Raw genomic sequence first — 22,396 nt, 5'->3', positions numbered from 1 at the left:
TAAGAAGTACAAGCCCGAAGGGTTGTTTAGATTTTAGCGTTTATTTATCAACTTTGCTTCGTTTAAAGCAAGCAGGCTTTACAATAATTCAGCATTTCTTCTATGAATTTTCAAATAAATTGCGTTGTATGTGTTCGAAAATCATAAAAATGTTTTATTAATAATCAAACGGTTCGGATTTTGTGGAAATTGGCTGATTTTATATTGCATGTTGATTAAAAATCTCTATACTTGTCCTTGCAATGGTAGCCCTGCTGGTAGCTTCGCAATTGTACTCTGTGAACCCCGCCAGGACCGGAAGGTAGCAACGGTAACAGATCTATGATGTGCCGAAGTTTCGCTAGTAGGGCTGCCACCATTATTCTTCTTGTACACTTCTTCGTACAGCCTTTAAAATCACATCCATATCATATCCTCGATATTGCAAAAACCGAATTTGCTTTGCCTGTAATTTTGGATCTTTCTCGACCGCTGTTCCATATTTCTTCACTTTAAGCTGGTAAGCATGCTCTAGCCAATCAGTTTCTTGTACTTGTTCTTGAATATAGTCTTGATCAACTTGCTTTTGCTGTAAAGTTTGTAGAATTCGTCGAGGGCCTTTGCCTTTGCGTATTTGACTCACTAAAACTTGTTCGGCGACACGCTGGTCACTTTGATACTGATATTGACTAAACTCTTCAAGCAGTCGTTCTACTTCATCAGGATCTTCAGCATACTGATTTAATTTAGCTCGTAATTCAGCTTTTGAATATTCGCGCTTGCACAGCAAAGCATAAGCATAACTACGTAGGCGGGCGCCTTTCATGGTTTTTGCAGGTTGTTGATCGGTATTAAAATGTCGCTTTTGCATTTGGGTATCCCATAAAAATCAAAAACGCCCCGTAGGGCGTTTCATTATCGGGTGAATTAGCTTTCTAGAAGCTCGGCAGGCTCTTCATCATCCTGCACAGGAGCATTTGTCGTAGTGAGAAGTTGTTCGCGAATCATACGTTCAATTTCTTGGGCAATTGCAGAGTTTTCTTCTAAATAACGAATGACGTTATTTTTACCCTGACCAATTTTATTGCCTTGATACGAGTACCAAGCACCTGCTTTTTGAACAAGCTCTTGTTGTACTGCGAGATCAACCAATTCACCTAACTGGTTCACGCCTTTACCATACAAAATTTGGAAAATGGCTTCTTTAAATGGAGGTGCCATTTTATTTTTCACAACTTTGACTTTGGTTTCAGAACCAATAATTTCGTCGCCTTCTTTGACTTGACCAATTCGGCGAATGTCTAGACGGACAGATGCATAGAATTTAAGTGCATTACCACCAGTTGTGGTCTCTGGGCTGCCAAACATCACGCCAATCTTCATACGAATCTGGTTAATGAAGATCACCATACAGTTCGAGCGTTTCGCATTACCTGTGATTTTACGTAAGGCTTGGCTCATTAAGCGCGCTTGTAAACCCATATGCGAGTCGCCCATTTCGCCTTCAATTTCAGCGCGTGGTGTCAGTGCTGCAACTGAGTCGACAACAATCAGGTCGATTGCGCCTGAACGGACGAGCATGTCTGCAATTTCAAGGGCTTGTTCACCATTATCAGGCTGAGAAACCAAAAGATTGTCAATGTCTACGCCAAGCTTACGCGCATATTGAGGATCGAGAGCATGCTCGGCATCAATAAAGGCACAAGTTCCGCCAGCACGTTGGCATTGTGCAATTGCTTGTAAAGTCATGGTGGTTTTACCAGAAGATTCTGGACCATAGATTTCGACAATACGACCTTTCGGTAAACCGCCAATCCCTAAAGCAATATCTAGAGTTAGCGAGCCTGTTGAAATAGCTTCAACAGCTTGCACAGTGTTGTCGCCAAGGCGCATCACGGTGTTTTTACCGAACTGTTTTTCAATTTGACTTAAAGCGGCATTCAGCGCTTTACTTTTATTCTCATCCATCTTACAACCTCAAAACGATGTAAATGTCACTATATACTCAAAGTGGATGTCTTTCATCAATCTCGTTTCCACAAAACGCATAGTGACAGAATTCATGTGTATTTTCTATGTGTAAATGATGTTTAGGCGACATGATATGTCGTACCTAAATATCATCTTGATATGACCAATATTCATCATACTGCTGATCATTTTCTTGTTTAAATTTACCAATTTGTCTTCGATCTTTTTTACTTGGCCGATGATCTGGTCTTGCAAGATTATTCATTTTTCTTTGCGTTGCAATGAGTTCCCGACGAGCAACGCTGACGACAGTTTCTTCATAGAGTTGTTGTGCAACAGGCGCAGGACCACGAGTCTCAGACAGGGCAGTCACCATCACGGTTTTTTTGTCAAAACCTTGCTGAATTGTTAATTCCATACCAATACGGATTTCTTTTGAGACTTTGACCCGTTCACCCTGATGATGCACTTTACCACCTTCAATGGCAGCTTTGGCTAGAGAACGGGTTTTGAAAAATCGTGCTGCCCAAAGCCATTTGTCAACACGCATGCTATCAGCAGAAGGGGTTTCATGCTGTTTTGTCATGGATATCCTTGTTTGTATTTAATGAAAATAAATCCAGTAAATCGGGGAGTTGCTGGAGTGTTGGATAACCTAGTGTAGCACTGTCACGAGCAGGCTCAAGACTAGAGGGTTGACTAATGCTATACAGTTGTTGAATTCCAAAGCGTTTGGCACTATCGAGTACACGGACGGTGTCATCAATAAAGATGGCCTGTTCAGGGTTAAACGGATAGCGTTGTTGCAGGGTTGTCCAGAACTCGGGATGTTCCTTCGGGAAACCAATACTTTCACTGCTAATAATGAGTTGGAAATACTCATCAAGACCTGTCATCTGGAGTTTTAATTCTAGGCTTGCACAATCAGCATTGGTTACAAGCCAGCAGAGGTGTTGTTGCTGTCTTAATGCTTGTAGTAATTCATGGCAACCCGATCGAGTTTGAATTTTATGGCGAAATTGATGCTGTAGCTGAAGAACATCACTACCAACAACTTGTGACCAAAATTTAGATGAATACCATTGAAGTGTATGTTGATGTTTTTGATAATACTCAAAAAGCTTGGCTTGACTGTCTTCTAATGAGCATTGATGTTGGTTTGCATAATGCTTTGGTAGATGTTCGTTCCATATGAACTGGTCAAATGCTAAATCTAGTAGTGTGCCATCCATATCGAACATGACGATAGTTTCATTCATTTTTCATATCCCAAAAGGCATTCAACGCGTTATCTTGATAAATCGTATATTAATTTTTGAAAGATAACAAAATAATGAATGTTTGATAGCATATTAAACCTTTATCTTTTTTTATTGTTTTTCCTAGAAAATTTCTGAGTAAGGAACGGTTTGTTTGTTATGTAAATATGAAGCGATAAATCAACTAAACAATAATTAGTACATTGGAATTTTTAAAAAAAATTACAGAGTTAGATTTTGCTAATGTGAATTTGGTCACATTTTGCTTGTGTGATACATGGGTTTTAATATGATAAAGATATAAAAATTTTACATATAATACAAATATATAATTAAATTTATGACTTTGTAAGTGTATTGACGTTTAGATAATGCTTTGAGTATTAATAAATTATTAAATTATAGTTTTTTGTTGTTGAATTGTTTTTGAAAGTATTGTATAAAAAATATTCAACTTGCCTAAGATAGATGGGTGGGATATGACAACTTTAGAATTATTATTAACTTCATCATCTGTATTAACGCTAATTATTGTTGTTTATGCGTTTGGTCAGATGTTTAACTGGGCTATGTAATTACCTAATAAGGCACCTTCGGGTGCTTTATTGCTCATATTATGAAGAAGTAAACTACAGAAATTGGCGATTTATTCATATTTTCTCTTGGATTGTATGGCTTAATAACAACATAAATTCCAAGACTGGATATGAAGCCATGTTTACAAAAAAATTATTTGCAGTGACCGCTCTTTCAGTTGCGATGTTAGGTTCAAGCATGGCAACAATGGCAGCGCCTTATGATGATCATTCTGATCGCGATGCTGGAGGATATAGTTCTCAGCACATGAATGATCGTGATCATCATGATGCACGACCATCTCAAGACTGGCAGCGTGGACAGCCATTACCTCATGGTTATGATAATGGTCGTTATCAAGTAGATGACTGGCGTGGTCGTGGTTTACCAGAACCTCCACGTGGACATCGCTGGATGTATATCAATGGTGAATATGTACTCACAGCGATTGCAACAGGTGTCATTAGTGCCATTTTACTTGGCGCAATTTATGGACCTGGACATGATGGTCGTTAATACCATTATCTAAATCTAAGGAATGATAAAAAAGCGCTAACATGCGCTTTTTTTATTTGTAAACAAATTCAAAATTTGAAAAAGATGTTTTGAAAAAATACTATACACACATTGAATAAAGAATTGAGTAAATCAATGAATCTCATGCTGTCAGCATATTTACTACTTGCTTTTGCAATCGTAGCCGAAGTTTTAGGGACGGCATTTTTAGTTAAGTCAGATGGCTTTAGTAAATTGATTCCATCATTGCTGGTTATCGTTTGTTATAGCCTATCTTTTTATGTTTTATCACAAGTCACCAAAACGCTGAATATTGGTGTAGTCTATGCGATTTGGAGTGGGGTCGGTATCATTTTTACGGCGTTAATTGGTTATTACGCCTTTAAACAAACATTAGACACACCTGCACTGATTGGAATTGGATTTATCATTGCAGGTGTTTTGATCATGAATCTATTTTCAAAAACACTTGGTCATTAAATCGTTGAAAATGCGAGTTTTGCACCAAATGTTAAGAAAAGTAAACCTACGCTACAGGTTGCAATACTTGCAAGACGTTGTTGCTGAGAAAAGTAACTTGCGAGTTTACGGCCACCAAAAATCAGGCTGGTTAAATAGCTAAAACTAATCAACTGTAAAATCACAGCCAAAATTAAAAAACTGAGCATTGGCGCACTGCTGCTCGGATCTACAAACTGTACAAAAAAAGACAGGAAAAACAAAATAGCTTTAGGGTTGAGTAAGCTAATGGTTAATGCTGTACGAAAGGGAGATATCTGTTTTGGATCAGACTTGATATTCGTCTCTGTGCTATCAGCAATTACACTTGATTTGGTCTTGGCATTTTTCCAAATACCAATACTATGTAGAAAAAGCTTGATACCGAGATAACCCAGATATCCTGCACCTAAGACTTTTAAGACTGTAAAAATAATGGGATAGGCATGAATTAAGGAAACTGCACCAAGTACAGTTGCTAAAATTAAAATACTATCGCCTGTCAGAATTCCTAAAGCAGCTTGATAGCCACGTTTAATGCCATAACGTGAAGCAATTGCTAGCAAATAAAGTGAATTTGGACCAGGCAGTAAAACAATTAAAATAGTCCCAATAATAAATCTTGGGAGATCAATAATCCCGAGCACAATAAACGACCATAAAGAAAACCGAAACAGTTTAAGCCTGTTTCGGTGTGTAAAAAGATAAGGTTATATTATTACTTTAATTCAGCATTTTCACCAAAAGATTGACGCAATAATGCACTCAGTTGATCGCGTGCTTTAATGAATCCATCAATTCCTGATTGAAGTAATTGAGAAGCCATTAAATCGTGTTGAATCGACTCTTTAAATTCGGATTCAGACAATTCAGTTGTAATTTGAGCTATAGCAGTTGGTGCAATTAATTGTTCGGTTACAGTGCGTTGATCTTCATAGAGTTGTGCCAATAAATTTGGTGCAACGGTAAGTAAATCACAGCCTGCTAATGCCAATACCTGTTCTGTACTGCGGAAGCTTGCACCCATAACCTCAGTTTTAACGCCATGTGTCTTATAGTAGTCAAAAATGGCCTTTACGGACAAAACACCAGGGTCTTGCTCAATTGGATAGTGGTCAACATTTTCTGCTTTTTTATACCAGTCTAAAATACGCCCAACAAATGGTGAAATAAGCGTAACTTTGGCATCAGCACAAGCTTTGGCTTGGTGTAACCCAAATAAAAGCGTTAGATTGCAATGCACACCCTCAGCTTCAAGTGCTTTAGCAGCTTGAATACCTTCCCAAGTTGATGCAATTTTAATGAGAATGCGATTTTGATCAACACCATAATCTTTATATAGTGCTAATAATTCTTTGGCTTTTGTAATTGTAGCTTCGGTATCGTAAGACAGGCTTGCATCGACCTCGGTTGAAACTCGGCCGTCAATCAGTTTGAGAATTTCAACACCAAACTTGACTGTTAAAATATCAATTGTACGTTCAATTAAGGCATCGTGAACCAAGCCTTCCGATTTGGCTTGATGATAAGCCGCTTCAATTAATTCACGGTTATTGGGCTGAGAAGCTGCTACTGTAATTAAAGATGGGTTGGTGGTTGCATCGAGAGGGCGGAATTGTTCAATGGCGCTCAAATCGCTGCTATCAGCAACAATTGTGGTTAATTTTTTTAATTGGGATAAAGCTGAATCTGTCATTGTCTTAAACTATTTAATCGTGTTTTGAATCTATCTAGTTATAGCATAGCTTTTCAAAAAAAAAGAGGTTCACAGCACTTTTTTAAGGCGCTGTTGTCGTACATAGTCAATTAAAAATCGGCTGGCTTGCCCTAATTGGGCTTCTTTATTCCAAACCAAATCAATGTAGTAATCGAGTTGAGGGGTAATGTCTAAAATATCTAGAATTTTAAGCTGGGTATATAAATGTGGGTTTTGCTCGAGCATGGTTAAGGGTAAAAGCCCCCAACCTAAGTTTTTTAGAATAAGAGACAAAGCCAATTGATGGTTATCGGTTCGCCAGTATTGTTTTGAGAAGAGTAATTCGGGCTCAATCCGCCGATCACGTGCAGTCACAATCACCTGTCGGTAGCGTTGTAACGTTTCAAGGCTAATTTGCTGTTGCTGTGCCAGAGTATGTTGCAGGCTGACCACAGGGACAATGGTTTCGCGTTTGAGTTCAATAAAGGACTCTCGATGATCAAGTGATTCACGTTCAAACATTAATGCAAACTGCACTTCACCCTGCATCAGCATGCGTAAAGCATCTTCTTGCGGTGCAGAAAAAATATCAATTTGTAAGGTTGGGAACTGGTGTTCGAGTAGCGCAATATAATCAGTCCATTCCGTATGAATAAGTTCGGAAACAACGACAATGCCTAAAGTAGATTCTAGACCTGTACTGAGTGCATGCGCATGTTGCACCCATTGCTGCATTTCAGTGAGTAAAAAAAGCGTCTTTTCATATAACACCTGAGCTTGTGCGGTGGGTTTTGGCTCGCGGCCAACGCGTTCAAATAGCTGTAAATTCAGGTCAAGTTCAAGGTTGGCAATCGACATGCTGACCGCAGAGGGGACTTTGCCGAGCTGTCGTGCAGCAGCAGAGAAAGAGCCTGTTTCGATTACGGTCTTGAAGATATTGAGTTGTTCTTGATTTATGTTCATCTATCAATTTTTCTGAAAGAATCTAATTAGACTCATCAGAATCATAAAAATAAAATAGATTCATGCCAAGCAAAAAAATGAGTTTTTTATGTTGATGTCAAAGAAAAGATGGGTTCATGCATTAAGTTATGAAGGTATTTTACTGTTTATAATGACTTTTGCGCTCAGCTATATGTTTGAAATGCCAGTGGAATTAACAGGTAGTTTCGGACTGGCAATGGCCATCATATCTGTATTCTGGAATATGCTGTATAACAATCTCTTTGAAAAAATGGAACATTTTTTAACCTTAGAGCGTGGAGTGAGAATACGCATTTTACATGCAGTGGGTTTTGAAGGTGGATTATTGTTCATTAGCGTACCTTTGATTGTTTATAGCTTAAACCTAAGTCTTTTAGATGCGCTCTTACTTGATGTGAGTATTACTTTGTGTATTCTTGTTTATACTTTTATATTTCAATGCTGTTTTGACGCGATTGAAAAAAGATATTGTCTAGATTAAATCTAGACTTCTTCTTAATTGAATTTAAAAAAAGTAACTGATCAAAAAGATAAAATTTTGAATTTATGTTGAAAGTCCATTATTTACAAAACTATAAAGAAGATGAAGATTAACTGACTAGAAAATAAGTGTTTCTGTTCACATTTTATATAATAAATTATAAGTCATATTTTATTATTAATAAATTAAATTAAACAATAACTTATATTTAATATGAATTAAAAAATATAATATTTCTAAACAAGAAAAATTTAAGATTTCTCTAAATAACATCAAATATTTGCCAATGGTCTGCACATTTGTGTGAGATTAAAGCAATTGTTCGATTTATTTTGAGGAATTTATCATTGATTTTTCAAGAAACAACATCAATTTAAAAACGATTTGCTATAATCCCAGCATTCATAAAACATTCAGAGATGATGTGTTAGGCGATTAAATACAAGTCAGTTAAGTTATTTACGCTCATCATCACAAACAGAAATGGAATTTCGGCAATATGGACAAATTGCATATTGTGCCTAGAAACAATAGGGATGACTGGTTTTATGGAGAGCTTTTTATTTTTTAGCCTACCTTATCAAGTATGAAGCTTGATTTAGATGAGAACGAGCGATGACAGCACACACCGTTATATATGCACCAATCGGTCAGGCGACACGTTCTGAACAGGTCGTAGAACGATTAGGCAATGCAATTATTGCAGGGCTGCTTGAAGCAAATGAACAGCTTCCAAATGAAGCTGATTTATCGCGTCTTATGGGAGTGTCACCTGTAACAGTGCGCGAAGCACTCAATACATTGCGTGTAAAAGGCCTCATTGATACTCGCCGTGGACGAAACGGAGGTAGCTTCGTTTGTGAGCTTTCAGCAAATCAGGTGTTACAGCAACAACCTTTACGTCAAGTCAGTAATGAATATATCGCCGATTTATCTGAGCTGCATAGTGCGATTTTAGCGCATAGTGCCAAACTTGCGACCCAGCGAACAACGCTTCCACAATTGGCTAAATTGCATGAACTCATTTTAACTTTTCAAGATGCAGAGCAGCCAGATATACGTGCCCAGACAGACATGCGCTGTTTGTTAATGGTTGTTGCTTATGCTCAGTCATCAAGATTGGCGAATCAGGAACTTGCAATTCAAACAGAATGGTTGCCACTGGTTGCGACATTGTATAAAAACGATAAAATCCATAAGCAGACCGTTGCTGAATATCTAAAATTATTCGAATGTTTGCAACAGCAGGATGCTGAAGCCGCTGCGCAACAGGCACAGAATTTGCTTTATGGATTAACAGATGAAATGCTTGAATTTAAGCTTACATTGTAAAGTGAAACAAAATTCTGATTCTGTTTGGCTGTGGTAAGAGAAAGTATATTGAAGGAAATAAGCATGAAAGATATGCAAATCGAACAGATTCAAAATTTACTGAACCAAGTCGTTAATGAAATTACCCAAGCTGCACAGGATTTGGCAATTGAAGCAAGCCAGTTGTTATCAGCGGATTCGGTACTCACTCAAGGTGGCGTTAAGTTGACTGAAACTGATCGGCATCAACTACAAGCGCATATTCAGACTGCATTACAAAAGAGTCAGTATAGTCACGGAATGGGTTTTGCAAGCTACTCTGCTGCAACTAACCAGCAACAAGGCTACTGGACACTGGAATGGTGGTATAAAAAAGATCAAAAAATCCAGCAAGCAGAACTGGAAAGTTATCAAGAATTACAACAACGTCTAGATTTTCGGTTATTTGACTGGTTCAACCATCCTGCGAAAAATAAACAGCCTTATGTTGAAGGGCCTTATGTTGATTATATTTGTAATCATGCTTATACGATTACCTTTTCGCATCCTGTGATGATTGATCAGCAATTTGTTGGGGTCATTGTGATTGATTTGTTGGTTTCAACGTTAGATCAATTGGTATTGCCGAAGCTTAAAACCCTTGAGCAAACTGCGGTTGTCACGAACGATGATGCTCGAATTATTTTGTCGAATACATCAAAGTATCGTACTGGTGCATTATTTAAAGAAAAACCACCACAAAAATTTAGCGATTCACATCATCCTTTTCAGGTGATACTCGTGCAAAGTTATTGCTAATGGCTTAACTTAGAAATATAGATTTATGTATATTGGTCAATTGGCTATCTGTTGTAATACTACGCCCAAGGCGATTCGCCATTATGAACAATTAGGTTTATTACCTGAACCAAAGCGTTTGGGTAAATACCGAATTTATTCTGAAATGGATGTACGTTTGGTGAAAATGATTCGCCAAGCTCAAGCGGTAGGTTTTAGCTTGGCTGAAATTCAAGAGCTAGCCCATATCAAAGCACAACAACAACGCTTTCCCTTAGATGTTGCCAAACTGCTGATAACAAAAAAATGGCAAAAATTAGATCAACAAAAACAGCAGATTATTCAGTTGCAATATGATTTATTGCAGCTTGATCAACAGCTATCTGAACTCTACCAGAGTGAAGCACAGCAATCTTGTTCAGAATTTTCTCAAAAATAAAAACTTGACTCTGTCCTTAGGGGCAGGGTTTATGGTAATGACTCATTCATATTAGGTTAGAAAAATGAGTCAGATTTTAAAACAATTCAAAAATAAAACTGCGTTGATTACGGGTGCGTCTTCTGGAATTGGACATGGTTTTGCTGAATATCTGGCAAAACAAGGCATTCATCTGATTATTGTGGCGCGTAGTACTGAAAAGTTACAGCAATTGGCACAGCAATGGCAAAGTGACTATCAGATTCGAGTGACGGTAATTGGTTTGGACTTATCCCACTCAGATGCTGCGTTACAACTTTTTGAACATATTACCCAACAAGATTTATCGGTTGATATTCTGATTAATAATGCTGGTTTTGGTAAATGGACAAACTTTCTAGATCAAAGTCCTGAAAGTTATCAGCAGATGATCATGTTAAACATACTGACATTGACGCAATTGACCCGGTTGTTTTTGCCAAGCATGTTACAGCGGCAACAGGGGATTATCATCAATATTGCATCGACAGGTGCATTTCAGCCTTTACCCTATATTGCCGTGTATGGCGCGACCAAAAGCTATGTTTTGAATTTTACAGAAGCCTTAGCAGGTGAATATCAAAATTCAGGGGTGCAATTTTTGGCGCTTTGTCCTGGAAATACCCGCACCAATTTTGCAGAAGTTGCCCAAGCCAATACTCAAGGTATGCAAGCTATGACAGTCGACGAAGTGATTTGTTTGGCAATTCTTGGTTTAGAAAAGCAAAAAACTGTAGTGATTACAGGAAAATTGAATTATATGACAGCGCAACTGGCTCGGATTGTGTCGCGTCAGTTTATGGTCAACTTGATCGCAAAAATGTTTAAGAAACGCGTTGCAATGGTTTAAATCAAAAAGCCCCTCAAAATGAGGGGCTTTTTAGATATTAGCTAATCAGAAGATTAGATTTTACCTACTAGGTCGATAGATGGAGCAAGTGTTGCGTCACCTTCTTTCCATTTAGCTGGGCAAACTTCACCTGGGTGAGCGTGAACATATTGAGCAGCTTTAACTTTGCGAAGAAGTTCTTGAGCGTCACGACCAATACCACCTGCGTTGATTTCAACGATTTGGATTTTACCTTCTGGGTCGATTACGAAAGTACCACGGTCAGCAAGACCAGCTTCTTCAATTAACACTTCAAAGTTTTTAGCAAGTGTCCAAGTTGGATCGCCAACCATTGGGTATTCGATTTTTTTGATTTCAGCAGAAGAATCGTGCCAAGCTTTGTGTGTGAAGTGCGTGTCAGTAGAAACTGCAAAGATTTCAACGCCTAATTTTTTGAATTCAGCGTAGTTGTCAGCAAGGTCGCCAAGTTCAGTTGGGCAAACGAAAGTGAAGTCTGCTGGATAGAAGAAGAATACAGACCATTTGCCTTTAAGATCAGCTTCAGTGATGTCGATAAATTGACCGTTGTGGTATGCAGTTGCTTTAAATGGTTTAACTTCAGTATTAATTAAGCTCATCATTATCTCCGTAAGATGGATGGAAGTAGTAATCTGTTTACGAAATTTAGAATAAGAAAAAAAACATCATTGGTAAAATAGTATTTTTTAATGCAATAAATCGGAAAAATAAATCGATGATTTTTGCAACACCTTTCACCTATTACAACAAGGATTGTTAGGGTCATCTATTGCATGGTGATGACAGTCACAATCCTATTTCGCATCACTGTGACTAAATATGAAGATAGACAGCTTTAAATTCAAGAGCTTTGTTGAAAAAACTTGGAAATGTAATTCTTTCTATCAAGATCAGAGTCGAGTAAACTAGCCTCTTTTATGTATGAGGATAGCATTCGGTGCAAAGTGATTTAAATATAGATCAATTGGTTATGGTGCGTGACCGACATCGTTTAAATCGACTAGGCAAGACAAAGGATGCAGATCAACAGCAGTACCAAGCATTATTTGAAAAATCCAATGCACAAGTCAAAGCGCGTTTTCAGCGCTTACCAAAAATTAAGCTGAATCAAGATCTTCCTGTAACCCAATATGCTGAACGCCTGATTACTGCCATTCAGAAACATCAGGTGATTATTGTTGCGGGTGAAACAGGCTCGGGGAAAACAACACAATTACCACAAATTGCCATGCTTGCAGGGCGTGGCTTGACAGGCATGATCGGGCATACCCAGCCACGTCGTTTGGCTGCACGTAGTGTGTCACAGCGTATTGCCGAAGAAGTTAGTGAAAAACTGGGCGAGTCGATTGGCTTTAAAGTTCGTTTTAATGAACAAGGTTCCAATGATTCGATCGTCCGTTTAATGACGGACGGGATTTTATTGGCAGAACTGTCAAATGACCGATTTTTAAATAAATACGATACGATTATTATCGATGAAGCACATGAGCGTTCGCTCAATATTGACTTCATCATGGGTTATTTGAAGCAGTTATTGCCAAAACGCCCCGATTTAAAAGTCATCATTACTTCGGCGACATTAGACGTTAACCGTTTTAGTGAATATTTCCGTCAAGCGCCAATCTTTGAAGTCGAAGGTCGTAGCTTCCCTGTAGAAGTTCGTTATCGTCCAATTTCTGAAATGAATATTGGCGGTAGTGATGACGATGCCTTTGATGATTTTGAAGAAAATTTGCCGCGTGCCGTTGTTCAGGCTGTTGAAGAATGTTTTGCCGATGCCGCAGAAAAAGGGCATCCTGAACACGCCGATATTCTGATTTTTGCTAGTACTGAACAAGAAATTCGTGAACTGCAAGAAACTTTGCAGAAATACGGCCCACGCCATACCGAAATTTTGCCACTTTATGCACGTTTAGCACTGTCTGAACAGCAAAGGATTTTTAATCCCGGTGGGGCAGGTCGACGTATTATTATTGCCACCAACGTCGCTGAAACTGCACTGACTGTACCGAATATTCGCTACGTCATTGACAGTGGTTTTGCACGTATTTCGCGTTATAGCTATCGTTCACGCGTACAGCGTTTACCAATTGAAGCGGTGTCACAAGCGGCAGCCAATCAGCGTAAAGGTCGTTGTGGTCGTATTGCGGCGGGTGTCTGTATTCGTTTATATAGCGAAGAAGATTTCCAAAGTCGTCCAGAATTTACCGAACCTGAGATTAAACGAACCAACTTGGCATCGGTGATTTTACAGATGCAAAGTTTAGGATTGGGAAACCTTGAAGACTTTGATTTTATTGAACCACCTGATCATCGTTTAGTGAATGATGGGCGTAAATTATTGGTGGAATTGGGGGCACTGACAGAGAAGAATCCTCCTAAATCCTCCTTTGAACAAGGAGGACTTGAACAAGCCCCACTTTCTAAAAGAGGGGTTGGGGGAGATTCTCTGACCAAAGTCGGGCAAATGATGGCAAAAATGCCAATCGACCCACGTCTGGCACGTATGATTGTTGCAGGTTCGCATTTTGGTGTGCTCAAAGAAATTCTGGTGGTAGTCAGTGCACTGGCGGTGCAAGATCCACGGGAACGTCCTGCCGATAAACAAACCCAAGCGGATCAGAAACATGCGTTATTTAAAGAAGCAGATTCTGATTTTCTATTTTATTTGAAACTTTGGGACACGCTACAAAGCAATCGCGAAGCAATGACGGAAAACAAACGTCGTAACTTCGCTCGTCAGCATTTTCTAAGTTGGTTGCGTTTACGTGAATGGCGACAAACCCATCAGCAGTTGGTTGAACTTGCAGAAGGTTTAAAACTGTCATGGAATGACAAGCCTGCCAGTTATGAAAATCTGCATCGTGCTTTATTGACAGGATTGTTATCGTTTATTGCCAATAAAACCGATGAACGTAATGTTTATATGGCAGTACGCCAGCAAAAAGCCCGAATTTTCCCTGCCAGTAGTCTGCATAAAGCAGGTGCATCGTGGGTGATGGCCTTTGAAATGGTCGAAACCTCGCAGGTGTATTTGCGTACCTTGGCGAAGATTGATCCTGAATGGATTTTGCTTGCCGCGCGTGATTTGCTGAAATACCACTACTTTGAGCCGCATTGGTCGAAGAAGTCAGGCATTGTGAATGCCTATGCACAAATTTCATTGTTTGGTTTGATTATTGAGCCAAAACGCCAGATTAATTTTGAAAAAGTGGATCATGCGGCTGCGCATGAAATTTTCCTGCGTGATGCTTTAACAACAGGTCAATTGGGGATTACACCACCATTCTTAAAGCACAATTTACTGAAACTTGAAGAAGTCGAGCGCGTTGAAGATAAATTGCGCCGTCGCGATTTGGTGGTGGATGAAGAAACCATTTACCAGTTCTATGCAGCGCGAGTGCCTGAGGACATTGCCAGCCGTCGTACTTTTGAAGACTGGCGTGCAACGGTTGAACCGAAACAGCCACGTTATTTGTTTGTAGAAGATGATGCACTTTGGCAAAGTGACCGTCCAACCACACAGCAATTCCCTGATTATCTGCACAATGGCGAGCTACGTCTTGCGACCAGTTACCGTTTTGACCCAAGTCATGATCAGGATGGGGCAACAGTCAAAATTCCCGTACAAGCCTTGCCGCAGGTCGATGAAAATATCTGGTCGTGGGGAATTCCGGGTTGGCGTCTGGATTTGATCGAAGCTTTACTGAAAGCTTTGCCAAAAGATAAACGCCGTAATATCGTGCCGATTCCAGATACCGCTAAAAAATTGCTGAGTGGTGTAGATGCGGTGCATTTACGTGAGCATATTTTTAAGTATTTGGCATTTGCGCTACGTGGCGAGCAAATCACTGAAAAAGATTTTTCATTTGAGCGTGTTGATCCGTACCTCATCCCATTTATTGTGGTGGTGGATGAAAAAGGTCGCACCATTGAAAAAGGACGTGATCTGTCTGAACTTAAGGCGCGTTGTCGTACTGAAACCCATCGACCAGTCAAGCAGTCTAAAGGGGAGTTCCAAACTTTCCCTGAGCAATTTGTGTTTGAAGCGGCTCAGAAAGTTACGGGCGTGGTGGTCAAGCAGTTTCAGGCACTGGTTCCGACCAAAGCTTTTTCTAAACTAGATGCCAAAGATGAATCGGGTGTGGTGATTCAGACCTTTAATGATCAGGCTGAAGCGATGCATCAGCATAAGCAAGGGGTGATTCGTCTGATTCATTTACAATTGGGCGATGCGATTCGTCAGTTGAAAAAACAGATTTCCAAGCCACTGGCTTTGGCATATTCGCCACTCGGTGATAAAGCCAAACTGGAACAAATGTTGATTTATGCCACTCTGGATGAAGCAATTAATGAATTGCCAGTCGATGCCAATGCATTTGCAGAATTGCTGGCTCAGGTGAAAAAACAATTTTTGACGCATGGTCAGCACATCTTAAGCGTGCTCAATGACGTTCTTATTCCGTGGCAAAACATTCGCCGTCAATTACTTACGCTTGATCAAAGCATTTTTGGCAAGAATATGGATGATATTGAAGACCAGTTAGACTTGATGCAACTGGATAATTTTGTCTATACACAACCTTTGAGCTTATGGCAAGAGTTCCCACGCTATTTGAAGGCACTCATGATGCGACTGGAGCGTCTACCAAATAACTTGCAAAGAGATACTGCTGCCATTGATCAGATCGATGCTTGGATGGAAAAATTATTCAAATATAAAAATGACCCAAGATTGCGAGAATTGTACACCATGGTCGAAGAGCAGCGAATTTCATTATTTTCGCAGCCCATGAAAACCAAGATGCCTATTTCTGAAAATCGTTTGCAAAAACACTGGCAACAGTTGGGTCTTTGATTTGATTTTTGAATAATTGAGGAATTTGACATGAGCATTCGTATTACAGGGACAGGGTTATTTCATCCAGCCGAAGCAATCAGTAATCAGGAACTGGTCGCAAGCTTGAATGCTTATGTAGAACGCTACAACCAAGCCCATGCTGAGCAAATTGCCGCAGGTGAACGTGTAGAACTGCATGGCTCAAGTGCAGAGTTTATTGAAAAAGCATCGGGCATTAAAAGCCGTTATGTGGTCGAAAAATCTGGCATTTTAGATATCGACCGTATGTATCCACGTTTGGCTGAACGCAGTAATGATGAATTGTCATTACAAGCGGAGTGGGGCGTTATTGCGGCCAAACAGGCCATGCAGCAAGCGGGTGTCACGGCTGACGAGATTGATGTGGTGATCTTGGCATGTTCCAACATGCAGCGTGCTTACCCTGCGGTGTCAATTGAGATTCAGTCGGCATTGGGCATCAAAGGCTATGCCTATGATATGAATGTGGCGTGTTCTTCAGCGACTTTTGGTTTGAAACAGGCGCATGATGCCATTCAGGCAGGTGCGCGCCGTGTCTTGATGGTGAATGTTGAAATTACTTCGGCACATCTCAACTTTAAATCACGCGATTGTCATTTTATTTTTGGTGATGTGGCGACTGCGACCATTATCGAAGAAAGTTCGGACAAAGCAGGTTTTGAACTGGTGGATTTAAGTTTGCAAACCCAGTTTTCGAACAATATCCGTAATAACTTTGGCTTTTTAAACCGTTGTGAAGATGCCTTTGGCGATGCTTTGTTGTTTAATCAAGATGGACGTAAGGTATTTAAAGAAGTCTGTCCATTGGTCGCGCAGATGATTAATCAGCAACTTGAGAAAAACCAGTTGGTTGCCGATCAAGTAAAACGCTTTTGGTTACACCAAGCCAATGCCAACATGAATGAACTGATTTTGAAATATGTCGCGGGTAAACAGGCAGAAGCTGAACGTGCCCCGATTATTTTAGATGAATTTGCCAATACTTCTTCAGCAGGCGTGATTATTGCCATGCATAAAACGGCACATGAAGTTGGTGAGGGTCAATATGCAATTTTAAGTTCATTTGGTGCAGGTTATTCGGTCGGGACAGTCTTGCTCAGAAAAGTTGCTTAGTTGAATGCCTTGCAAAAAAAGCCCACTCGTTGGGCTTGTTTTATGGGTGATCCCTCTGGAGCAGCGTTGGTCAGGACCGTGAAGAAAATATTAAACTTAAAATTTTAATGCTAGATCCATACAAGATAGCGTCATTGAGTGTCGCTTTAAAATGAGAAGAGGTTTTCTTTATGATGAGGGTTGCATAGAATCTAATTCACAACCTATTAAAAAGATAAAATATAAATGGAACAACTGAATCCATCAGACTTAAAAGCAATTCTTCATTCGAAACGTGCAAATGTCTATTACCTTGAACATGCGCGTGTTATGCAAAAAGATGGTCGGGTGCTTTACCTGACTGAAGCTAAAAATGAAAATCAATATTGGAATATTCCGATTGCTAACACGACAGTGATTTTACTGGGTACAGGCACTTCAATTACTCAAGCTGCCATGCGGATGCTTGCCAGTGCAGGTGTTTTGGTGGGTTTTACAGGCGGTGGTGGAACACCTTTATTTATGGGCTGTGAAATTGAATGGATGACACCACAAAGTGAATATCGCCCAACGGAGTATATGCAAGGTTGGATGCAGTTTTGGTTTGATGAAGCGAAACGCTTACAAGTCGCAAAACAGTTTCAGTTCGCTCGTATCGAATTTATTCGAAAAATTTGGGCAAAAGACCGAGAGCTACAAGCAGAAGGGTTTTACCTCGACGATCTTGATATCGAACAAGCCCTTGCTCAGTTTCAAAAGAAAATTCCACATCAGGAAAAAGTCGGTGACTTGTTGCTTGTTGAAGCTCAGACCACCAAGCAACTGTACAAAGTAGCTGCGACACGTTGCAAACTCGGTTTTGAGCGTAATCCTGAACAAGGCGACTTGGCCAATGATTTTCTTAATCATGGTAATTATTTGGCTTATGGGTTGGCGGCGATCACGCTTTGGGTACTGGGGATTTCGCATAGCTTTGCGGTGATGCATGGCAAAACCCGCCGTGGTGCTTTGGTATTTGATGTTGCGGACTTAATTAAAGATGCGATTGTGCTGCCGTGGGCATTTATCTGTGCCAAAGAAAAAATGACAGAACAAGAGTTTCGTCAGCAGATTTTGCAGAAGTTTACCGAGCATAAATGCTTAGACTTTATGTTTGATCAGGTGAAGGAAAATTCAAAATTTACTTATTAAAAGTAAAACTTTATAGGTTGATTTTATTTATAGGTTATTTTACAGTCATAAACTGAGTGTTTTTTACTCATTTGGTTCTAATTTTTTTATAGGTGATCTAACTTATGACTAATAAATCAACACATGTTGTGCCGAATAAAGATGGTGGCTGGGATGTAAAACAAAGTGGAGGACAGCGTTCCTCTGGGCATTTTGATACTAAAAAAGAGGCTACAGATAGAGCTAGAGCAATTAGTCAAAATCAAAAGACAGAATTAGTCATTCATAACAAGGATGGCAAAATTTCAGGAAAAGATAGTCATGGAAATGATCCATATCCACCTAAGGGTTAATCTGCTTGGTTTTATAAGTAGCTTAGAAATATAAAGTATTCCTTTTAATAGATATATCTACTGCCATATAGGCAGCTTAATTAAAATCTTATGTTGAATTATTTGAGAATGGTTCAACACAACTTATTTCAAATTAGGATAATAATAATGATTGTCACGTTTATTTCTCAATGTGAAAAGAAAGCGATTCCGCGTACTCGCCGTGTGTTGGATGCCTTTGCTGACCGAATTGGAGATAACACATGGCAAACAGTCATTACCGAAGAGGGGCTAATTGCAGTTAAAAAACTGCTGCGTAAAACCGTGACCAAAAGTACCGCAGTGAGTTGTCACTGGATTCGTGGTAGACGTCGTAGTGAGCTGCTCTGGATTGTGGGCAATCGAAATAAGTTTAATGCACAGGGCATTGTTCCTGTGAATACGACGCAAAAAAAATTAGATCAAAATAAATGGGAAAATGATTGGCATTATTTACCCCTGATAAAAGCGTTAGTAGCAGTGTCTGCACTTTTACATGATTGGGGTAAGGCGACAGTTTTATTTCAAGAAAAATTAGATGCTAAAAGTAGAAATAGTCATAAAGGTGATCCTATTCGACATGAATGGATTTCCTGTTTATTACTCAATGCCTTGGTGAAATCATCGGGAAATCAGCAAACGGATGAAGGTTGGCTCAATCTTTTAATTGAAAACACTTGGGATGAAGAAATATTAAAGAACATCATTTTAAAACATACAGACCAAGCGAAGGCTTTAGAACAGCTACCACCATTTGCTCAATTGGTGGCATGGCTAATCGTATCGCATCATCGTTTACCCGACTTAAAAGATGAAAAACAACGAAGTGGTTTTAGTGCCGAACCTATGCAAAACAGATCTGATTTATTTGAGTATATTGAGGTAGGTTGGGGGTATCAAAATAAGTTTGATGAACAAGACTATCAACGTCGATTAAAGCAGTGTTTTGAATTTGAGCAAGGCTTATTGAGTCAATCTAAACACTGGATGAAACAGATTCAGAAGTGGTCGGCTCGTTTATTACAAGAAACACATAACAATCGGATAATTTTTGAAGATGGCTGTTGGCGAGTCATTTTGCACCATGCACGTTTATGTTTGATGTTGGGCGATCATTACTATTCATCCTGTGATGCAGATAAAACTTGGACAACGTCGTTGAGTTTAATTGCAAATACTGATCCTAAAACCAAAAAAGCCAAACAGTATTTGGATGAGCATTTGGTTCGGGTCAGTGAAAAAGCGATGCGCGTCGCACAGTCCTTAAGTCGATTGGCCGATGAAATGGAACTTGCCTATGATATTCAAAAACTCAAGAAAAAAAGCCCACTAGGTTTTGAGTGGCAAGATCACGCTGTTAAAGGAATTCAGCAGTTTATTCAGAAGAATGAAGATGCACAGAAACAGGGTTGGTTCATTGTCAATATGGCAAGTACAGGCAAAGGGAAAACCATTGCCAATGCCAAAATCATGCAAGCACTTTCCGTAAATGCAGATTCTTTACGTTATATTTTGGCTTTAGGCTTAAGAACCTTAACCCTACAAACAGGTGACTCATATCGTCACGATATTGGTTTGCAAAATGATGAGCTTGCAGTTCTTGTAGGTTCTAAAGCTGTACAGGAATTACATGCACAAAATCATAAAAACCAAGAAACTGAAGAAATAGCAATAGACGAAATTGGCTCAGAATCATTAGAAGAATTATTAGAAAATGAGCTGAATTATGAGGCGATGCCACACGCTGAATTTTTAGATGCTTTATTTCCACAGCATCAGGCAGAGAAAAACAAGGCATTTTTATATAAACCTGTTTTAACCTGCACGATTGATCATATGATTGCTGCAACAGAAACTAAACGTGGTGGAAAATATATTCTACCAAGTTTACGGTTATCTTCATCAGATTTGGTGATTGATGAAGTTGATGATTTTAACGGGCAAGATTTAATTGCGATTGCTCGCTTGGTACATTTGACTGGTATGCTTGGACGTAAAGTCATGATTTCTTCAGCAACTATTCCACCTGCATTGGCTGAAGGTTTTTTTAATGCTTATCAACAAGGATGGGCTTTGTACTGTGCATTTAAAAAAATAAAAAATACTGATGCAGTTGCCATGTGGGTGGATGAGTTTAAAACCCAAGTTCAAATGATTCCTTTATCAAGCCAAGCACAATGCATTGAAATTTATAAACAGGTACATCATCAATTTGTCCAGTTTCGAGTCGATGCATTAGTCAAACAAATAATTAAACATAAAGCTTATATTGTGGATTGTGCAGATTTAGTGGCTGAAAAAGAGCAACGGCAACTTGATGAAAGTTTACAAAATCAATATTTTGAAAGAATGTTGCAGCAAGCAGAACATTTGCATCAATTACACCATACCTTAGATCAAAAAACAGGGAAGAAAGTTTCATTTGGTGTCATTCGTGTCGCCAATATCCAACCTTGTGTTGGGTTAACTCGATATTTACTGAATGCTGAATGGTCAAAAGGAATAGCTCCACGTGTGATGGCATACCACAGTCGACAAGTGATGCTATTACGCAGTGAACAAGAGCGACATTTAGATCAGGCACTCAAACGCAAAGAAAAACAAGGTGAACAACCTATTGCATTTTCAAATGAAGTGATTCGTCAGCATTTGGACAGCACAGATGTCGAGAATGTCATTTTTATTTTGGTAGCGACACCTGTGGAAGAAGTTGGGCGAGATCATGATTTTGATTGGGCGATTATAGAGCCATCATCTTATCGTTCGATTATTCAATTGGCTGGGCGAGTTTTACGGCATCGAAAGTTAGAACAAGATATTCAGCAACCCAATATTGCACTGATGCAATACAACTTAAAAGGGCTTCAAGGCGCTAAAGTAGCATTTGAGAAACCAGGCTTTGAGATCAATAACGATAAATTTAAGCTAGTGACTAAAAATTTAACTGAATTACTCGATAGTAGTGATGTCAATTTTGCAATTAATGCGATTCCGCGTATTCAGGAAAATCAGCCGCTACAAGCGACAAAAAAACTGGCTGATTTAGAACATGCAGCGTTGGCAGATGCTTTAACCAGTTATAAAAAACTGGGGGCGAAGCCTTTAAATGCATGGTTAACCCAGTATTGGTTTCTAACAGCATTACCACAGCGATTTACACCGTTTCGACAAAGTTCGCCCAATATTCAGCTTTTCGCAGTATGGAAAAATAATAAGCTTACATTTTGTTTAAAAGATGATTTTGGGCAATATATTGATCGGGCAGGGTTCTATCATATTGAATACTTAAAGTTAAATGAAATAGAGCAGCAACGACTATGGTTAAATCGAAATTATTACGACATTTTATGTCGTACGGCGGTTGATCAATTGCAAGAAAATGAAGATATTGATGCAAAGATAGAAGAATTATCAAAACGCTATGGGGAAATCATGCTACCTGAATATGATGAAAATAAACGATTGATTTATTCTGAGCAGTTTGGGCTTGTAATTTCAGACAAAAAATAAG

Annotated in this window: 20 protein-coding genes and 1 other RNA gene; 13 read left to right on the top strand and 8 right to left on the bottom strand. The window is 39.2% G+C overall.

Annotated features, from left to right (window positions below; translation table 11 throughout):
- The first annotated feature begins 252 nt into the window (after positions 1–252).
- An RNA gene (gene ffs / locus C1A47_RS00520) (signal recognition particle sRNA small type) lies at positions 253–349 on the top strand.
- 9 nt (positions 350–358) lie between these two features.
- Here ffs and C1A47_RS00515 read toward each other — a convergent pair.
- The 4 genes from C1A47_RS00515 to C1A47_RS00500 form a co-directional block, all read right to left on the bottom strand.
- On the bottom strand, positions 359–850 hold the full coding sequence (locus C1A47_RS00515) for a regulatory protein RecX (RefSeq protein WP_111891364.1): 492 nt from the start codon (positions 848–850) through the stop codon (positions 359–361).
- 56 nt (positions 851–906) lie between these two features.
- The gene (gene recA / locus C1A47_RS00510; RefSeq protein ID WP_111891362.1) at positions 907–1,947 is read right to left on the bottom strand and encodes a recombinase RecA; all 1,041 of its coding nucleotides are present in this window, start codon (positions 1,945–1,947) and stop codon (positions 907–909) included.
- Between the two features lie 145 nt (positions 1,948–2,092).
- Positions 2,093–2,536, bottom strand: coding sequence for an RNA-binding S4 domain-containing protein (locus tag C1A47_RS00505; protein ID WP_111891360.1), 444 nt, complete (start codon positions 2,534–2,536; stop codon positions 2,093–2,095).
- Entirely contained in the window at positions 2,520–3,209 is a 690-nt protein-coding gene (locus tag C1A47_RS00500) for an HAD-IA family hydrolase (RefSeq protein ID WP_111891358.1), read from the bottom strand. The genes C1A47_RS00505 and C1A47_RS00500 overlap by 17 nt, the downstream gene beginning before the upstream one ends.
- 714 nt (positions 3,210–3,923) lie before the next feature.
- On the opposite strand from C1A47_RS00500, the gene C1A47_RS00495 reads away from it, so the two are divergent.
- Both C1A47_RS00495 and C1A47_RS00490 read left to right on the top strand, forming a co-directional pair.
- Positions 3,924–4,301, top strand: coding sequence for an RcnB family protein (locus tag C1A47_RS00495; protein ID WP_111891356.1), 378 nt, complete (start codon positions 3,924–3,926; stop codon positions 4,299–4,301).
- 135 nt (positions 4,302–4,436) lie between these two features.
- A complete protein-coding gene (locus C1A47_RS00490) occupies positions 4,437–4,781 on the top strand; it encodes a DMT family transporter (protein WP_111891354.1) in 345 nt (114 codons plus the stop codon).
- On the opposite strand, the gene leuE is transcribed toward C1A47_RS00490, so the two are convergent.
- The 3 genes from leuE to C1A47_RS00475 all read right to left on the bottom strand — a co-directional run bounded on the left by leuE (position 4,778) and on the right by C1A47_RS00475 (position 7,458).
- Entirely contained in the window at positions 4,778–5,446 is a 669-nt protein-coding gene (gene leuE, locus C1A47_RS00485; RefSeq protein WP_111891352.1) for a leucine efflux protein LeuE, read from the bottom strand. The two genes, C1A47_RS00490 and leuE, sit on opposite strands and share 4 nt — an antisense overlap.
- A gap of 71 nt (positions 5,447–5,517) precedes the next feature.
- Positions 5,518–6,495 (bottom strand): transaldolase, encoded by a 978-nt coding sequence (tal, locus tag C1A47_RS00480; RefSeq protein WP_111891350.1) that lies wholly within the window; start codon positions 6,493–6,495, stop codon positions 5,518–5,520.
- Between the two features lie 69 nt (positions 6,496–6,564).
- The gene (locus C1A47_RS00475) at positions 6,565–7,458 is read right to left on the bottom strand and encodes a LysR family transcriptional regulator (RefSeq protein WP_111891348.1); all 894 of its coding nucleotides are present in this window, start codon (positions 7,456–7,458) and stop codon (positions 6,565–6,567) included.
- A gap of 88 nt (positions 7,459–7,546) precedes the next feature.
- Between C1A47_RS00475 and aceI the strand changes: the two genes are divergently transcribed.
- The 5 genes from aceI (at position 7,547) to C1A47_RS00450 (ending at position 11,355) form a co-directional block, all read left to right on the top strand.
- Complete coding sequence (gene aceI / locus C1A47_RS00470) at positions 7,547–7,960, top strand: chlorhexidine efflux PACE transporter AceI (RefSeq protein WP_111891346.1); 414 nt, start codon at positions 7,547–7,549, stop codon at positions 7,958–7,960.
- Positions 7,961–8,575: 615 nt separating this feature from the next.
- A complete protein-coding gene (locus tag C1A47_RS00465) occupies positions 8,576–9,292 on the top strand; it encodes a FadR/GntR family transcriptional regulator (protein ID WP_111891344.1) in 717 nt (238 codons plus the stop codon).
- 63 nt (positions 9,293–9,355) lie between these two features.
- The gene (locus C1A47_RS00460; RefSeq protein WP_111891342.1) at positions 9,356–10,069 is read left to right on the top strand and encodes a cache domain-containing protein; all 714 of its coding nucleotides are present in this window, start codon (positions 9,356–9,358) and stop codon (positions 10,067–10,069) included.
- Between the two features lie 25 nt (positions 10,070–10,094).
- Positions 10,095–10,487 (top strand): MerR family transcriptional regulator, encoded by a 393-nt coding sequence (locus C1A47_RS00455; RefSeq protein WP_111891340.1) that lies wholly within the window; start codon positions 10,095–10,097, stop codon positions 10,485–10,487.
- Between the two features lie 64 nt (positions 10,488–10,551).
- Positions 10,552–11,355 (top strand): SDR family NAD(P)-dependent oxidoreductase, encoded by an 804-nt coding sequence (locus C1A47_RS00450; RefSeq protein ID WP_111891338.1) that lies wholly within the window; start codon positions 10,552–10,554, stop codon positions 11,353–11,355.
- A 53-nt stretch (positions 11,356–11,408) separates the two neighbouring features.
- Here C1A47_RS00450 and ahpC read toward each other — a convergent pair whose 3' ends face one another.
- The gene (gene ahpC / locus C1A47_RS00445) at positions 11,409–11,972 is read right to left on the bottom strand and encodes an alkyl hydroperoxide reductase subunit C (protein ID WP_111891336.1); all 564 of its coding nucleotides are present in this window, start codon (positions 11,970–11,972) and stop codon (positions 11,409–11,411) included.
- Between the two features lie 338 nt (positions 11,973–12,310).
- Between ahpC and hrpA the strand changes: the two genes are divergently transcribed.
- The 5 genes from hrpA to cas3f all read left to right on the top strand — a co-directional run bounded on the left by hrpA (position 12,311) and on the right by cas3f (position 22,395).
- Complete coding sequence (hrpA, locus tag C1A47_RS00440) at positions 12,311–16,231, top strand: ATP-dependent RNA helicase HrpA (RefSeq protein WP_111891334.1); 3,921 nt, start codon at positions 12,311–12,313, stop codon at positions 16,229–16,231.
- Positions 16,232–16,261: 30 nt separating this feature from the next.
- The gene (locus C1A47_RS00435; RefSeq protein ID WP_111891332.1) at positions 16,262–17,365 is read left to right on the top strand and encodes a beta-ketoacyl-ACP synthase III; all 1,104 of its coding nucleotides are present in this window, start codon (positions 16,262–16,264) and stop codon (positions 17,363–17,365) included.
- Positions 17,366–17,590: 225 nt separating this feature from the next.
- Positions 17,591–18,535, top strand: a complete 945-nt coding sequence (cas1f, locus tag C1A47_RS00430; protein ID WP_111891330.1) for a type I-F CRISPR-associated endonuclease Cas1f — start codon at positions 17,591–17,593, stop codon at positions 18,533–18,535.
- A gap of 104 nt (positions 18,536–18,639) precedes the next feature.
- Positions 18,640–18,867: a DUF2188 domain-containing protein gene (locus C1A47_RS00425; protein ID WP_111891328.1), complete on the top strand. Its 228-nt coding sequence runs from the start codon at positions 18,640–18,642 to the stop codon at positions 18,865–18,867.
- A gap of 147 nt (positions 18,868–19,014) precedes the next feature.
- Positions 19,015–22,395, top strand: coding sequence for a type I-F CRISPR-associated helicase Cas3f (gene cas3f / locus C1A47_RS00420; RefSeq protein WP_111891326.1), 3,381 nt, complete (start codon positions 19,015–19,017; stop codon positions 22,393–22,395).
- Position 22,396: the final 1 nt, after the last annotated feature.

The organism is Acinetobacter sp. MB5 (assembly GCF_003261585.1).
Lineage (GTDB): Bacteria > Pseudomonadota > Gammaproteobacteria > Pseudomonadales > Moraxellaceae > Acinetobacter.
The sequence above is the reverse complement of the archived record's forward strand: the minus strand, read 5'-3'. Positions and strand labels throughout refer to the sequence as shown.

Bases quoted from the DNA above. Each gene is read 5' to 3' on its own strand.
- C1A47_RS00515 (WP_111891364.1), bottom strand. From the start codon at position 850: ATGCAAAAGCGACATTTTAATACCGATCAACAACCTGCAAAAACCATG.
- C1A47_RS00455 (WP_111891340.1), top strand. From the start codon at position 10,095: ATGTATATTGGTCAATTGGCTATCTGTTGTAATACTACGCCCAAGGCG.
- C1A47_RS00465 (WP_111891344.1), top strand. From the start codon at position 8,576: ATGACAGCACACACCGTTATATATGCACCAATCGGTCAGGCGACACGT.
- cas1f (WP_111891330.1), top strand. From the start codon at position 17,591: ATGGAACAACTGAATCCATCAGACTTAAAAGCAATTCTTCATTCGAAA.
- C1A47_RS00435 (WP_111891332.1), top strand. From the start codon at position 16,262: ATGAGCATTCGTATTACAGGGACAGGGTTATTTCATCCAGCCGAAGCA.
- C1A47_RS00495 (WP_111891356.1), top strand. From the start codon at position 3,924: ATGTTTACAAAAAAATTATTTGCAGTGACCGCTCTTTCAGTTGCGATG.
- C1A47_RS00450 (WP_111891338.1), top strand. From the start codon at position 10,552: ATGAGTCAGATTTTAAAACAATTCAAAAATAAAACTGCGTTGATTACG.
- C1A47_RS00425 (WP_111891328.1), top strand. From the start codon at position 18,640: ATGACTAATAAATCAACACATGTTGTGCCGAATAAAGATGGTGGCTGG.
- C1A47_RS00490 (WP_111891354.1), top strand. From the start codon at position 4,437: ATGAATCTCATGCTGTCAGCATATTTACTACTTGCTTTTGCAATCGTA.
- aceI (WP_111891346.1), top strand. From the start codon at position 7,547: ATGTTGATGTCAAAGAAAAGATGGGTTCATGCATTAAGTTATGAAGGT.
- C1A47_RS00475 (WP_111891348.1), bottom strand. From the start codon at position 7,458: ATGAACATAAATCAAGAACAACTCAATATCTTCAAGACCGTAATCGAA.
- ahpC (WP_111891336.1), bottom strand. From the start codon at position 11,972: ATGAGCTTAATTAATACTGAAGTTAAACCATTTAAAGCAACTGCATAC.
- C1A47_RS00460 (WP_111891342.1), top strand. From the start codon at position 9,356: ATGAAAGATATGCAAATCGAACAGATTCAAAATTTACTGAACCAAGTC.
- tal (WP_111891350.1), bottom strand. From the start codon at position 6,495: ATGACAGATTCAGCTTTATCCCAATTAAAAAAATTAACCACAATTGTT.
- recA (WP_111891362.1), bottom strand. From the start codon at position 1,947: ATGGATGAGAATAAAAGTAAAGCGCTGAATGCCGCTTTAAGTCAAATT.
- C1A47_RS00500 (WP_111891358.1), bottom strand. From the start codon at position 3,209: ATGAATGAAACTATCGTCATGTTCGATATGGATGGCACACTACTAGAT.
- C1A47_RS00505 (WP_111891360.1), bottom strand. From the start codon at position 2,536: ATGACAAAACAGCATGAAACCCCTTCTGCTGATAGCATGCGTGTTGAC.
- cas3f (WP_111891326.1), top strand. From the start codon at position 19,015: ATGATTGTCACGTTTATTTCTCAATGTGAAAAGAAAGCGATTCCGCGT.